Origin of the sequence: Hymenobacter cellulosilyticus, from assembly GCF_022919215.1 — a bacterium.
In the GTDB taxonomy this organism is placed as follows: domain Bacteria; phylum Bacteroidota; class Bacteroidia; order Cytophagales; family Hymenobacteraceae; genus Hymenobacter; species Hymenobacter cellulosilyticus.
This window is the reverse complement of sequence record NZ_CP095046.1, coordinates 2,543,298-2,556,958: the sequence shown is the minus strand read 5'-3', so window position 1 is coordinate 2,556,958 and position 13,661 is coordinate 2,543,298. Positions and strand designations below refer to the sequence as shown.

The window sequence follows — 13,661 nt, the reverse complement described above, 5'->3', positions numbered from 1 at the left end:
CCCCGCCAAAATCCAAAAACCCTTCCGTCGCCTACCTGCCACTTTCCAGCCACCGAGTTGGGACCTTCTAGCCATCTCCCGCCTCACTTCTCTAGTCTTTGCCGCCACCTGCTGCCTTGGTTTTATCCTACCCTTAGCCCGCCACCCCAACTTTTCCTGCCAGTCCAAAGCAGCGGCGTATCTTTACCCCTCCATTTGCTGCCCGTTATGTCCCCTACCCTGGTTCTGAGCCTGATTGCCGGCTACTTCACCATCCTCATCGTTATTGCCCTGCTCACCTCGCGCAAAGCCACCAGCGCCAGCTTTTTCGTGGCCAACCGCAACGTGCCCTGGTACATGGTGGCCTTCGCCATGATTGGCACCTCGCTCTCGGGCGTTTCCTTCATTTCGGTGCCCGGCATGGTACAGGACAAGGCCTGGAGCTACATGGCCGTGGTCATGGGCTATTTGGTCGGGTACCTGGTAATCGGCACGGTGCTGCTGCCCCTATATTACCGGCTCAATCTGGTGTCCATCTACACCTACCTGGAGCAGCGCTTCGGCTTTTGGAGCTACAAGACCGGGGCGGCGCTCTTCCTGATTTCAAGGGCCATCGGGGCAGCCCTGCGCCTCTACGTAGTGGCGGGCGTGCTGCAGGTAGCCGTCTTCGACGAGCTGGGCGTGCCCTTTGCCGTGACGGTGGCCGTGAGCATTCTGCTGATTTACCTCTACACCTTCCGCGGCGGCCTCAAAACCATTCTCTGGACCGACACCTTCCAGACCCTGGCCATGCTCACCTCGGTGGGCATCTCGGTCTACCTGATTTCGGATGAGCTCAACCTGGGCTTCCAGCAGGTGATTACCACGGTGCGGGAGTCGGAAATGTCGCAGGTGTTTTTCTGGGAGTGGACCGACTCGCGCAAGTTCTGGACCCAGTTCATTTCCGGCATGTTCATTACCATAGTCATGACCGGCCTCGACCAGGATTTGATGCAGAAAAACCTGAGCTGCCGCTCCCTGGGCGACGCGCAGAAAAACATGTTCTGGTTTGCCCTCATCCTGGTGCCGGTCAACGTGCTGTTCCTGTCCCTGGGCGTGCTGCTCTACCAATATGCTGCCGCCAAGGGCATTACCCTGCCCGTGAATGCCGCCGGCAAGGTCATCGGCGACGACGTATTTCCGCTGCTGGCCACCGAGCACTTCTCCGTGTTTGCCGGCATCGTGTTTATCCTGGGCATCATTGCCGTTACCTACTCCTCCGCCGACTCGGCCCTGACGGCCCTGACCACCTCCTTCTGCGTCGACTTTCTGACCATCAGCAAGTACCCCGAGGCCCGGCAGAGCGTGCTGCGCCAGCGCACCCACCTGATGTTTACCGTGGTGCTGGTCATCATCATCCTCATCTTCCGGATGCTGAACGACCAGAGCCTGATTTCGGCCGTGTTCAAGGCCGCCGGCTACACCTACGGGCCATTGCTGGGCCTCTTCAGCTTCGGCATCTTCACCCGCCGCCAGCTCCACGACACCTACGTGCCCTGGATGTGCGCCTGGCCGCCGGTGTTCTGCTACATTCTCAACGCCAACTCCAAGGCCTGGCTGGGCGGCTACGAGTTCGGCTTCGAGATTCTGCTCGTCAATGGCCTGCTGACCTTCCTGGGCTTGCTCGCCATTTCGCGCCAGCCCGCCGCCGAATTGAACCCAGCGTAGCCTAGGTTGTTTAGGCATAAGCCGTTGGCTTGGGCTTTCTGTGCGTACCTTTGCGCAGCCGAAATCCGTGCGGCTTTTCCTTTCCTAAACGGGCGGTTTTCCGGCACTTCGCTTTCATGAAACAACTCTTCACTTTCTTGCTGGCCCTGGGGCTGGCCGCTCAGGCGCAGGCCCAGCAGTCGGTGCCGGCCAAGCAGCCCATTGTGCTCAAGCCCGGCCGCATGCAGGCCCAGGCCCGCCCGGCAGCCAACCGCCCCGACGTGCCCCCGCAGTTTGTGGGCGGGGCCCAGAAGCTAAGCGAGTTTTTTCAGCAGAACGTAAAGTATCCGGAGGCGGCCAGCGTCAATAAGGTTACCGGCACGGTGCTCACCAGCTTCACCATCGAAACCGATGGGCGGGTAGCCAGTCCAACAGTAGTGAAAAGTCTCAGCCCGAGTGCGACGCCGAAGCCCTGCGCGTACTCAGCCTAATGCCGGCCTGGAAGCCGGCCACCCGCAAGGGCCAGCCCGTGGCCATTCAGGTGCAGCTGCCCGTGCCCTTCGGCGACACCAGCACGCTGAAGGTAGAAAAGGGCAAAACGAAATTTGAGTAACAAGTTAAGCAGCTAAGAGTCCGGAAGTAAGAGCTCAGAGCCTAGTCTACGGCTCTCAGCACTCAACTCTGAGTTCTATGATATAGAATACATGGCCAGAAGTGGAATGAATACCAGCGGCACGACCCTTGATCCGGATGTGCCCAAAAAGAAAATAACCAAGGAAAGCTTCCGGCACGGCCTGCGCATTTTCCGCTACGTGCTGCCTTACCGGGTCAAGTTTATTATCGGTCTGGTACTGCTCACGCTGTCCAGCGCCACTACCATGGGCTTCCCTTGGGTTATCGGCAAGCTCACCGACGCCGCCAATGGCAAGCCCTTCGTGCTGCCCAACGGCCTCACGCTCAGCATCACCCAGATTGCGCTGGGGCTGTTTGCCGTTATCCTGCTTCAGGGCACCTTCTCGTTTGGCCGCATCTGGTTTTTCACCCAGGTCAGCGAGTTTACCGTGCGCGACATTCGCCAGGCGCTCTACCGCAAGTTTGTTACCCTGCCCATTCCATACTTCGAGAAGCACCGCGTGGGCGCCATCACCTCCCGCATCACCTCCGACGTGGGCATGATTCAGGACTCATTTTCCCTGACCCTGGCCGAGCTGTTCCGGCAGGTCACGACCCTGGTGGTAGGCATCGTCTTCATCATGATGGTATCGGTGAAGCTCTCCTTGTTCATGCTGCTCACCTTCCCGCCCATCGTGGTAGTAGCCATGGTGTTCGGCCGTAAGATCCGAGTGCTGGCCAAAGCCACCCAGGAAGAGCTGGCCAAGACCAACGTCATTGTGGAGGAAACCCTGCAGGGCATCAATACGGTGAAAGCCTTCACCAACGAGATGTTCGAAACCAACCGCTACGGCGTTTCGCTGAACCGGACACTGCAGTCGGCCCTGCGCAGCAACCTCTACCGGGGCGGCTTCGTGTCGTTCGTTATTATCGGCTTGTTTGGCGGCATCATCATGGTGCTGTGGCGGGCGGCTTCGCTGGTAGCAGCGGGCCAGATGACCATCGGCGACCTGACGTCCTTTGCCCTCTACACTATCTTCATCGGCGCTTCGGTCGGCGGCTTGGGCGAATTGTATGGTAAGGTGCAAAGCACCCTGGGCGCTTCCGAGCGGATTCTGGAGATACTCGACGAGCCATCCGAGCCCACGCACCGGCCCCGCCTGGCAGGCACGGCTCCCCTGCAGATCCGTGGCGACATCGACTACCGCAACGTGGCCTTCAGCTACCCCACCCGCCCCGACTTGCCGGTGCTCAAGAACATCGACTTTGACATCCAGGCCGGCGAGAAGATTGCCCTAGTAGGCCCCAGCGGCGCCGGCAAGAGTACTATTGTGCAGCTGCTGATGCAGTTTTACGAGCTCAGCGGCGGCAAAATCCTTATCGACGGCCGCGACCTGCAGCAGTACGACCTGACCGAGCTGCGCCGCCATATCGGCATCGTGCCCAGGAAACCCTGCTCTTCGGCGGCTCTATCCGGGAGAATATTGCCTATGGCAAAATCGAGGCTACCGACGAGGAAATCACGGTCGCGGCGCGCAAGGCCAATGCCTGGCAGTTTATTTCCACCTTCCCCGAAGGCCTTGATACGCTGGTGGGCGAGCGGGGCGTGAAGCTTTCGGGCGGGCAGCGGCAGCGCATTGCCATTGCGAGGGCCATTCTGAAAAACCCCGCCATCCTGATTCTGGACGAAGCCACCTCCGCCCTTGACTCGGAAAGCGAGCAGCTGGTGCAAAGCGCCATGGATGAGCTCATGCAGAACCGCACCAGCATCATCATTGCCCACCGCCTGAGCACCATTCGCAAGGTGGATAAAATCCTGGTTATCGATGGGGGCCGCATCGTGGAGCAAGGCACCCACGACGAGCTCAGCCACAGCGAAAACGGGCTGTACGCCAATTTGCTTAAGCTGCAGCTCCAGCCTAGCTAAACAAGTAAGAAGTTATTCCGTCGAGAAGGGCGAAGCGCAGGCTTCGCCCTTTTTCGTTATTATGTAGGCTATATACTATCCTTAAGGCCATGACTACTCCACCCCGGCGCATGCCACGCCCTACGCTTGGTGCACCCGACCTCGGCCTCTGGGGCGGCGTACTACTGCTGCTTTCGGCCTTTTTTCTAACCTCAAGCCACTTTGCCCCGCTTGCTCCGGCGGTGCGGCTACCTTTTTCTTTTACTCCAACGGGACGGCTGCCGGAAAGTCATGCGCTGGTTGTGTCAATTGACAGCCGGGGTCGTTTTTACCTCGCCACTGATAACGCCGATTTCCAGACAACCCTGCTTGAGCAGGTGGCCCGGCAGTATGGCGTGGCCCTTACACAGGAGCAACTCCGGGAGCTGCGGCACAGTCCTTTTCTAAGTCAGGACATCCACCAGTTGCACGCTTGGCTTGCTGCGCCCCCTCGATTGCGTCATACCTTTGCCGTCGGCATCCCCAGCCGAGCCGGTAACGATCAGCTGGCGGACTATCTGACGGCCGGCTTGGCCGTGAGTAGCCGTTTGTATGGCAAAAAGCCCTTCGTGTTTATTCGGGCCGACCAGACGCTGCCCGCCGCACGCCTCATGAGGGTGTTTCGGCTTTTGCAGCAACATGGTATTCACCGGCTCAATCTGGTAGCCAACGAAAAGTCCTTTGCGACCACATATCAGAACAAACCTGTTACTCTTGACTGACTTGCCTGCGGTAGAACTCATCCACGTAGCGCCAACTGCCGTTTCCTTTGTCGACTTTCAGGCCATTCACCAGCAGCAGCAGCGGCGGCGCTATCCCGAGCAGCCCACGCCCAAGCCCGAAACTGCCGACTCCTGGAAAGTGAAAGTGCAACGCTGGGCGGCCGTGGTAGTAAGCGGCTTGGCCGGTGGCCTCTGGTTCGGGCCGGGATACCGGGTAACCTGGCTGGTACTAGTGACTCTCTTCACGGTGCTGGGCCTGGCCCATCAGTGGTGGGAGTACCGCCGGGCCTACCGGCAAGACCCCGTCCGGCAGCGGCCGACTAGCTTCGTGGTAGAACAGGCCGGCGTACACGTCACGCAGAATGGCATGCAGCGTTTCTTTTCCTGGGCGGGGTTTTACAGCGTGCAACCGGTAGGCAACTGGCTGCTGCTCTATACTTCTCCCGAACATTGCTACTACCTGAACTTAGATTTAGTACAGCCGCCGGCCACGGCGGCGCAGGTACTGGCCTTGCTGCCAACGCCGGGCAAATCGGCAGATTGAGCATCTTTGCCGCATGCACAGCATTACTTTCCTGCCTGTTACCCTGTCGGAAAACGATTACCTGACCATCAACTACGGGCTCTGGAACAAGCGCCTGGGTACGCGGCGCAGCAACTGGCTGCTGGGCGGCGGGCTGACTCTGCTGGCAATAGGCTTTGTACTTACGCTGCATCAAAACCACTGGCGGCTGAGTTCCTGGACCACTCCGGTGCTGCTCATGGTGGGATTTCTCTTCCTGGTTGGCCGCGCTTCGGTGGTACGCTGGCTGATGCGTCGGGGCTACAAGAAGAGCCACGCCGCGCTCAGTCGCCCTACGGTGTACACCCTTACGCCCGATGAATTTCAGGGCCAGAGTGAGTTGGTGCAGTTTTCCCTGCAGTGGTCGGCCATCAAGAAAGCGGTGTGGGTACAGCCCCACTGGCTGCTGCTGTATCCCACGGAAGTGGCCTGCTACTACCTCGACCTGCGATGCCTGCCGGCCCCAGCCACCACGGCCGACATCCGCCAGATCCTGGCGGCTCATCAGATTCCGCAGCAATAAATCAGGCCAAGCCCATGAGCATTTAGGGCCAATATTTTTAGCAAAGACAATTCAAAAACATAGTTGGTGTGTTAGATTTCCCTATTTTTACCCGGTCTAACCTCCACAATCCCTTTTGTATGCACTCTACTTCTCTGCTGAAGTCTTTTTCCCGCACCCTGGGCGCTACGCTGCTCGTGGGTGGTCTGCTGTTGAGCGGCGCGGCTCAGGCCCAGATTTCAACCCCGGCGGCCAGCCCTAAAAGCACCGTTACCCAGCGCGTGGGCCTCACCGACGTGACCATCACGTATTCCCGCCCCAGCGCCAAGGGTCGCACCATCTTCGGTGACTCCACGACCAAAGCCATAGTGCCTTACACCAAGCGCTGGCGCACGGGTGCCAACCAAACCACGACCATCAAGTTTTCGGATGACGTGATTCTGGAAGGCAAGAAGATTCCGGCCGGTGAATATGGCCTGTACACCATTCCGGGCAAAACCGTCTGGACCGTGGTGCTCAGCAAGAATACCAAGCAAGGAGCTGATGTGGCGGGCTTCAAGGCCGACGACGACGTAGCCCGGATTTCAGCCAAGCCGCTCAAGCTGGCCAATAAAGTCGAGACATTTACCATCAATTTCTCGGACCTGACCCCTTCCACGGCCAACGTGGATATGCAGTGGGAGCTGACCAGCGCCAAGTTTAAGATCAGCACCTACGTGGACTCAAGGGTAATGGCCCAGATTGACGAAAAGGTGGTTAAAGGCACCAACGTCAGCGCCAACGACTACGCTGCCGCTGCCGTGTACTACCTCGACAACGACAAGGATATGAAACAGGCCCTGGCCTGGATTCAGAAGGCCAACGAGAAGGACCCCAAGTTCTGGAACGTCCACACCGAAGCCAAAATCCGCATGAAGATAAAGGATTACAAAGGTGCTACTGCCGCTGCCGAGCAGTCGAAGAAGCTGGCCCTGGACGGCAAGAATGCCGACTACGTGAAGATGAACGAGGAGCTCATTGCCCAAGCTAAGAAAGGCAAGTAGTCAGCCACGAATAACGAGCAGAAAGCCCTGGTCAACGCTGTTGGCCAGGGCTTTTTTTAGGTGCGTCATTGCGAGGCGCAGCCGTGGCAATCCGTCCTCTGAAATGTGCGGAGCAACCCTAACTGAAAGGCTCTTTACTCCAACAGGAATAAAGGGCTTTCTGAGTAAAGAACGTTGGCCACGAGTAGAGCACGGATGGCCACGGCTGCGCCTCGCAATGACACTTGGTTTATACCTGATGGGCCAGGGCTTTTCGGGGTTCGGGGCGGAGCTTCTGGCTGAGCAGGCTCAGGAGCATGACCAGGGCGCAGCCGATGATATTGTACCAGAGGTAGGCTACGTCGGTGGTGAAGAAGAGCAGGAAGATGAGCAGCTGGGTGATGATGGCGGCCTGGAAAACAGCGCGGCTTCCAATGCTCTTCAAGAAAAAGGCTACCACGAAGATGCCCAGGATAGTGCCGTAGAAGATGGAGCCCAGGATGTTGACGGCCTGAATCAGGTTTTCGAGGCGGGCGGCAAACAGGGCGAAGCCGATGCCGAGCACGCCCCAGCCGATGGTGGCCCAGCGCGAGGCCCGCACGCAGTGCAACTCGCTGAGGTGGGGCCGGGTGGGTCGGTACAAGTCGATGATGGTGGTGCTGGCCAGGGCGTTGAGGCCGGCGGCGGCCGAGCTCATAGCGGCGCTGAGCACGACGGCAATGAGCAGGCCGACCAGACCGTGGGGCAAGTACTGGAGCACGAAGGTGAGGAAGACGTAGTCGGTGTCTTTGGCTTCGGCGGTGGGGCGGCTTGCTTGAGGAAGTCCTTGGTTTCGGCGCTTAGGCCCTGGGTAGCGGCCTCGGTGGTTTGCAGGTGGGCCTGGGCGGCAGCAATCTGCTCGGGGTTGTCGGTTTGCAGGGCCGCTACCAGGTCGGTGGTGGCCTGGCGGCGGGCGGTGAAGAGCAGGGTGTGGCGCTGCTCCAGCTCCTGCAACTGCGGGGCGTACTGGGGACTGGCGGCTATCTGCTCCCGGATGGGAATGTTGAAGGTAAGTGGGGCTGGTTGAACTGGTAGAAAACGAAGAGCAGCACGCCGATGAGCAGGATACCGAACTGCATGGGCACTTTTACCAGGCCGTTGAAGAGCAGGCCCAGCCGGCTTTCGGTGATGCTTTGCCCGCTGAGGTAGCGCTGCACCTGGCTTTGGTCGGTGCCGAAGTAAGACAGGGCCAGGAAAAGGCCGCCGGTCATGCCGGTCCAGAAGTTGTAGCGGTCTTTGGGGTCGAAGTGGAAGTCAATGAGGTTCATCTTGCCGTGGAAGCCGGCGACTTGCACGGCTTCGCGGAAGCCGACTTCGGCGGGTAGGTAGTGCACAAGCAGGTAGCCGGCCACGACCATGCCGGTGAAGATGACGGCCACCTGCCACTGCTGGGTAACGGCCACGGCGCGGGTGCCGCCGGCCACGGTGTAGCTAATCATCAGGCCACCAATAAGCCAGACGGTGAGGCTCACGTTCCAGCCCAGGATGGCGGATAAGACCAGGGCCGGGGCATAGAGGGAAAGGCCGTTACTCAGGCCGCGTTGAACCAGGAACAGCACCGAAGCCAGGGTGCGGGTGCGGCGGTCGAAGCGGGTTTCGAGGTATTCGTAGGCGGTAAAGACTTGGAGGCGCTGATAGATGGGCACGGCCACAGCGGCAATGAGGACCATGGCCAGCGGCAGGCCGAAGTAGAATTGGATAAAGCGCATCCCGTCGTCGTAGGCCTGGCCGGGGGTGCTAAGGAAGGTGATGGCCGAGGCCTGGGTGGCGACGATACTTAGGCCGATGCCCCACCAATTGGCCTGCCGGCTGCCGAGCAGGTAAGCGTCGAGGGTTTGGCTGCCGCGGGTGCGCCAGGTGCCGTAGCCGACGATAAACAACAGGGTGCCACCGAGCACCAGCCAATCGAGGAGGCTCATGCGAAGAGGCGGGTGAGGTAGAGGAACAAAGCCAGCTCCAGGGTAAGGGCGGCGAGTACCAGGGCGTACCAGGCCCGCCAGGAGGGCAGCAGCGGGGGCTTGTCAGTTTCGGGGCGGCGGGCAAGGAAGGCAACGTTAGAGGGCGGATTGGGGAAGCAAGTTAGGCGGTGGCGGCTGGATGTGGGCAGGAACTTGCTGGCGGCTTGCTGCTGCTACGTGGCGGGCGGTGGGAGAAGGCTGTCAGTCGGTAGGGAACAGGTGGCGGGTGGTAGTTGATGTCTGGCGCATGGTAGGTGCTACCTGGCGGGCGGTAGTTAATGTCTGACTGACGGTAGTTGATGGGTGGCGCTTGGAAGATTACAAATGGCGCATGGCAGAATGCAAGTGGCGGTTGGCAGCTGATAGGTGGCGCCCGGCAGATGACGTCTGGCGCATGGTAGTTGTTATCTGACTAGTGGTAGTTGATAAGTGGCGGACGGTAGTGGTTACCTGACTGATGGTAGATGATGTCTGGCGGGTGGTAGTTACTTGCTGATTGATGGAAGATGGTAGCTGGCGGGTGAAATCAGGGATATTACAAAGGACATCTGATAAGTAGCAGAAGCTGCGTGTGGAGTAGCTATTTGCTTTTCGGCTGAGGCTGGGCTTATGCAAAAAGCCCTTTACCAGGGGTGTGGTAAAGAGCTTTTGCACGCTGAATCAGGTTTGGTCACTTAATTGAGGAAGGTCCTTCGCTCTGCTGCGCGCCGCTCAGGATGACAGAAGAAGCGGGTGCGGGACCGGCCAGGGCGGGGAGTTGGGCGAGGCGGCCGGCGAGGAAGGTGAAGAGGACGACGAGCCAGATGGAGAAAAGTACGTCGGAGAGGTAGTGCATGTCGAGGGCGAGGCGGCCAAGGCCGATGAGGACGGGAAAGACCAGCAGCGGCAGGCGGTGGCGGGGAAACGCCAGGGCCAGGGGCAGAAACAGGCTCCAGTAGACGGCGGTGTGGGTGGAGGGAAACGAGCCGGTATGGGGGCATCGTGCCAGAAGCCGGAATCGGAATAGGAGCCGGCAAAGAGGGCGGCGGGACGCAGGCGCAGCAGCACGCCCTTGAGGACGCGGGCCGCTACCATGCTGAGCTCGTGGGTGAGCAGCAGGACGAGAAAGAGGCCGGCGGTGGGACTTTTGAGCAGGTAGCGGCCAAGAACGAAGCCGAGGCCGAGGAGGAGGAAAATCAAGGGAATGCCGAGCAGATGGGTTTTGCTCAGGTCGTGGAGGTAGTCGGCGCGGCTGGTGAGGGTTTCGAAGAAGGGCCGGACGGGGCACAGTGCTGGTGCAGAAACAGGGCCAGGGGCTGGTCGAGGAAGAGGATGAGCAGCAGGCAGGCGGGCAGCAGCAGGGCGGTGAGCTGCAGGAACCGGCGCGGGGTAAGCGGCATAGGCGGGGCTAGGTGGCGGAGCCTGGCAAACTGTGATTGGCAGGTGGTTCGTTCCTTTGGGAGGGCGTGGTTGGGTCATTGCGAGGACGAAGGACGAAGCAATCCGTCCTCTACGAAGTACGAAGTGACCTTTACCCAGAAAGCCCTATATCTTAACGGGCTATGCTGTACTATATCTATATTCTGACCAACCTTAACCACGCCGTGCTGTACGTTGGTGTTACCAATGACTTAAAGCGTCGTGTCTACGAGCACAAAACCGGCTTGCACCCCGGCTTTACCAGCAAATACAACCTGCATAAGCTGGTGTACTGGGAGCAGTTTACGGAGGTGAAAACGGCCATAGACCGGGAGAAACAGCTTAAAGGAGGCTCCCGGCAGAGTAAGCTGGACTTGATTCAGGCTTTTAACCCGGAGTGGCGTGAGCTGTTTGAGGAGTTGGGGTAAGACGTGTCATTGCGAGGACGAAGGACGAAGCAATCCGTCCTCTGAAATGTACTGAGTGCCCTAAAGTGAAAAGCCCTAATGCCTGCTCTGGCGTTAGGGCTTTCTGGGTAAAGGGCGTTTGTCACTAGTAGAGGACGGATTGCTTCGTCCTTCGTCCTCGCAATGACAGGAAGGAAAGGGCTTGGGTAAAGGGCGGGGCGTGCTGCGTAGAGGACGGATTGCTTTGGCTACGCCTCGCAATGACACGGCTTCTACTTGCCCAGGGACACCATGTTGGTGAGGAGGCGGTAGGCGCCGGGGACGCCGGCGGGCAGCTCGCGGAAGAGGGAGAGGCCGGTGTAGATGTAGTGGCCTTTGCCATAATCGGCCACGAGGATGGCGCTTTCCTTGGCCGATTCGCCGGGGTCGTGGCTGCTGATGACGGTTTGGTATTTGGGGTCCCAGGAGCTGGGATAGTAGAGGCCCTGCTCCTGCTGCCAGCCCTCGAAATCCTTGGTGGTGATTTTGTTGGGAGTGTTCAGCAGGGGCTGCTTGGGGTTGAGGAAGGTCACGGCGGCGTTTTCGACGGTGACCCGGTCGGCCGAGAGCTTGAGCGGGTACGGGCCGATTTCGGGCAGCACGGTGCCGCGGTTCACCACGTACTGCACCACCACGTTGCCGCCGTTTTCGACGTATTTGAGCAGGTTGGGCTGGAGGTTGCGGAGCTGGCCGACGGTGTTGTAGGCCCGCACGCCGAGCACCACGGCGTCGAAGCGGCGCAGGTAGTCGGCGTTGATATCCTCGGGCTTGAGCAGGGTCACGTTGTAGCCAATCTGGCGCAGGGCGTCGGGCACTTCGTCGCCGGCCCCCATGAGGTAGCCGATTTCCTGGCCCTTGCGCTTGAGGTCCAGCTTGACGAGCGGGGCTACGGCTTCGGGGAAGAGCGTCTGGGTTGGAATGTGGTTGTACTGGATGGCCTGGTAGCCGCGGGAGTACTGCTGGCCCTCTACGGTGGCTACGGCTTTTACCTCGGTTTTACCTTCTGAAGCACCGGGGCCGGGCTGGACCTGGAAGAACACCGTTTGCTCGGCGTCTTTGGCGGCGAGGTCGAAGGCGGCGGTGGCGGGCTGGGCTTTCCAGCCGGCGGGCAGGGTCAGGGCCAGGGAGCCTTTCACGCCGGCCTTCCCGGCGCGCAGGGTCACGGGAATGGTTTTAGGGGTGTTGTCGGCGAAGACGTAGGCCCGGCCGCCGATGTTGACGGCCACGGGCGGCACCACGGTGAGGGGGCGGTACTTCTCCCCTTCTACCGGGTCGGTGCTTTTGTATTGGACGGGAACGAATAAAGTCAGCAACTGCCCTTCAACTGCAAGTAGGATTTTAGCAGTTGCGACTCCCATTTCAGGCTGACCGCGGTCAATTTGATTAGCTACTGTGTACATACCCACAGAGCCTTGTTCGTAGAGCCAGTATGGTGCGCTTGTCGGCGTTATTCTTGGTAATTCGACCCTTTTGCGAAAGGAAAATAACTGGTTAGGCAGAAGTGTTTTATTGATTGTAGTATCTGTATCGGTTCTGCCACCCGTGGTTAAAACACCGAGTGAAGACAACTCAACTTTCGTACTACGACTAATAATATTGATTGTCAGAGAAGCTGGTTGTCCGGGAGAGACTTCCGGCTCAAGAGCTACAGCTTCCAGATATAGCCCTAAGCAAGCTTGAATCAAGGAATCCAAGGCTTTGAGCTTTTCTTGCCGCCAAAAATTCAAATGGCGCTGCTCCCCTTCAGTTGATGGGAAAGGTATTTTATTCATAGCCAATGCCACCGCCTGTAGTCCAGCCACACTTGCGCTAGGATTAGCCGCGTCATACTTCCGAATTACCTCGTCAATCAGCTTGCCCACGGCCGCGCCACCGGGTACCCGGTTCCAGCTTTGGTCGATGCCTTCGAAGGGGTCTTTGCTGGCCTTATCACCTTTCACCTGCTGCAAGTATTCCAGGGCCTCGCCACGGGTAGCGGCCGAGCCGAAGCCCTGGCTTTTGTGCTGGGAGCGGCTGCGGGCGGCAATTTCGCCGTAGCTCTGGCCCAGCAGGGGGTTGTAGCCGCCGGCGTCGAGCTTGAGGTAGCTATCCATGCTTTCGCCGGGCTTCACGAAAAAGGAGCCGGTGTTCCAGAACAGGCGCTTGGGCTGCCACACCTGCACGTACTTGAGCTGCTCGGGGAACCGTTTCGGGTCCCGGCGGCGTCGAAGGCTTCGGCGGCCAGGATGGCGGAGGCAGTGTGGTGGCCGTGGCCGGCGCGGGCGTCGGGCGGGAAGCGGGTGATGAGCACGTCGGGCCGGCGCTGCCGAATCACCCAGACCATGTCGGCCAGCACCTGCTCCTTGTCCCAGATGGTGAAGGTTTCCTCGGCGGTTTTGCTGAAGCCAAAGTCATTGGCCCGGGTAAAGAACTGCCGGCCCCCGTCGATGCGGCGGGCCGCCAGCAGCTCCTGGGTGCGGATAACGCCAAGTCCTTCGCGCAGCTCGGGGCCGATAAGGTTCTGGCCCCCGTCGCCGCGGGTGCAGCTCAGGTAGCCGGTTTCCAGCAGGCGGCCGTTGGCCATGTAGGCAATCAGGCGGGTGTTTTCGTCGTCGGGGTGGGCGGCCATGTACATCACCGAGCCCAGCACGTTGAGCTTTTTGAGGCCCAGCAGGATTTCCGAGGAGGTGTAGGTTTTGGGCGCCTGGGCCCGGGCGGCGGGCAGCAGGGAGCCGCAGGTCAGAAGCAAAGCCGTGGCGCAGCGGGCTACGGAAGAGGAAAAGAAGCGCATAAGCGAACAAACCGAATTAG

Annotated in this window: 13 protein-coding genes and 2 pseudogenes; 8 read left to right on the top strand and 7 right to left on the bottom strand. The window is 59.6% G+C overall.

The window, feature by feature from the left end; genetic code table 11:
* Window positions 1–207: 207 nt before the first annotated feature.
* From MUN79_RS12495 to MUN79_RS12465, 7 genes and pseudogenes are all read left to right on the top strand, one after another.
* Window positions 208–1,686: a sodium:solute symporter gene (locus MUN79_RS12495; RefSeq protein WP_244677947.1), complete on the top strand. Its 1,479-nt coding sequence runs from the start codon at window positions 208–210 to the stop codon at window positions 1,684–1,686.
* A 116-nt stretch (window positions 1,687–1,802) separates the two neighbouring features.
* A pseudogene (locus MUN79_RS12490) lies at window positions 1,803–2,278 on the top strand (energy transducer TonB).
* Between the two features lie 91 nt (window positions 2,279–2,369).
* Window positions 2,370–4,204 (top strand): annotated as a pseudogene (locus tag MUN79_RS12485) (ABC transporter ATP-binding protein).
* A 221-nt stretch (window positions 4,205–4,425) separates the two neighbouring features.
* Window positions 4,426–4,944, top strand: coding sequence for an ExbD/TolR family protein (locus MUN79_RS12480; RefSeq protein WP_375378223.1), 519 nt, complete (start codon window positions 4,426–4,428; stop codon window positions 4,942–4,944).
* A complete protein-coding gene (locus tag MUN79_RS12475) occupies window positions 4,937–5,488 on the top strand; it encodes a hypothetical protein (protein ID WP_244677945.1) in 552 nt (183 codons plus the stop codon). Before MUN79_RS12480 ends, MUN79_RS12475 begins: the two co-directional genes overlap by 8 nt.
* Window positions 5,489–5,501: 13 nt before the next feature.
* Window positions 5,502–6,029 (top strand): hypothetical protein, encoded by a 528-nt coding sequence (locus tag MUN79_RS12470; protein WP_244677944.1) that lies wholly within the window; start codon window positions 5,502–5,504, stop codon window positions 6,027–6,029.
* A 119-nt stretch (window positions 6,030–6,148) separates the two neighbouring features.
* Entirely contained in the window at window positions 6,149–7,051 is a 903-nt protein-coding gene (locus MUN79_RS12465) for a DUF2911 domain-containing protein (protein ID WP_244677943.1), read from the top strand.
* Between the two features lie 229 nt (window positions 7,052–7,280).
* Here MUN79_RS12465 and MUN79_RS30970 read toward each other — a convergent pair whose 3' ends face one another.
* The 5 genes from MUN79_RS30970 to MUN79_RS12450 form a co-directional block, all read right to left on the bottom strand.
* A complete protein-coding gene (locus MUN79_RS30970) occupies window positions 7,281–7,790 on the bottom strand; it encodes a sodium:solute symporter family transporter (RefSeq protein ID WP_311136732.1) in 510 nt (169 codons plus the stop codon).
* Complete coding sequence (locus tag MUN79_RS30965; protein ID WP_311136731.1) at window positions 7,724–8,023, bottom strand: hypothetical protein; 300 nt, start codon at window positions 8,021–8,023, stop codon at window positions 7,724–7,726. Before MUN79_RS30965 ends, MUN79_RS30970 begins: the two co-directional genes overlap by 67 nt.
* A gap of 26 nt (window positions 8,024–8,049) precedes the next feature.
* On the bottom strand, window positions 8,050–8,988 hold the full coding sequence (locus tag MUN79_RS30960) for a sodium:solute symporter family transporter (RefSeq protein WP_311136730.1): 939 nt from the start codon (window positions 8,986–8,988) through the stop codon (window positions 8,050–8,052).
* A gap of 709 nt (window positions 8,989–9,697) precedes the next feature.
* Window positions 9,698–10,294, bottom strand: coding sequence for a phosphatase PAP2 family protein (locus MUN79_RS12455; protein ID WP_375378222.1), 597 nt, complete (start codon window positions 10,292–10,294; stop codon window positions 9,698–9,700).
* Complete coding sequence (locus MUN79_RS12450; protein ID WP_244677941.1) at window positions 10,233–10,406, bottom strand: hypothetical protein; 174 nt, start codon at window positions 10,404–10,406, stop codon at window positions 10,233–10,235. The genes MUN79_RS12455 and MUN79_RS12450 overlap by 62 nt, the downstream gene beginning before the upstream one ends.
* Before the next feature lie 162 nt (window positions 10,407–10,568).
* On the opposite strand from MUN79_RS12450, the gene MUN79_RS12445 reads away from it, so the two are divergent.
* On the top strand, window positions 10,569–10,853 hold the full coding sequence (locus MUN79_RS12445) for a GIY-YIG nuclease family protein (protein ID WP_244677940.1): 285 nt from the start codon (window positions 10,569–10,571) through the stop codon (window positions 10,851–10,853).
* Window positions 10,854–11,104: 251 nt separating this feature from the next.
* Here the strand turns inward: MUN79_RS12445 and MUN79_RS12440 are convergent, their stop codons facing one another.
* Window positions 11,105–13,033, bottom strand: coding sequence for an NEW3 domain-containing protein (locus tag MUN79_RS12440; protein ID WP_244677939.1), 1,929 nt, complete (start codon window positions 13,031–13,033; stop codon window positions 11,105–11,107).
* A complete protein-coding gene (locus MUN79_RS12435; RefSeq protein ID WP_244677938.1) occupies window positions 12,979–13,641 on the bottom strand; it encodes a PIG-L family deacetylase in 663 nt (220 codons plus the stop codon). The genes MUN79_RS12440 and MUN79_RS12435 overlap by 55 nt, the downstream gene beginning before the upstream one ends.
* Between the last annotated feature and the right edge of the window lie 20 nt (window positions 13,642–13,661).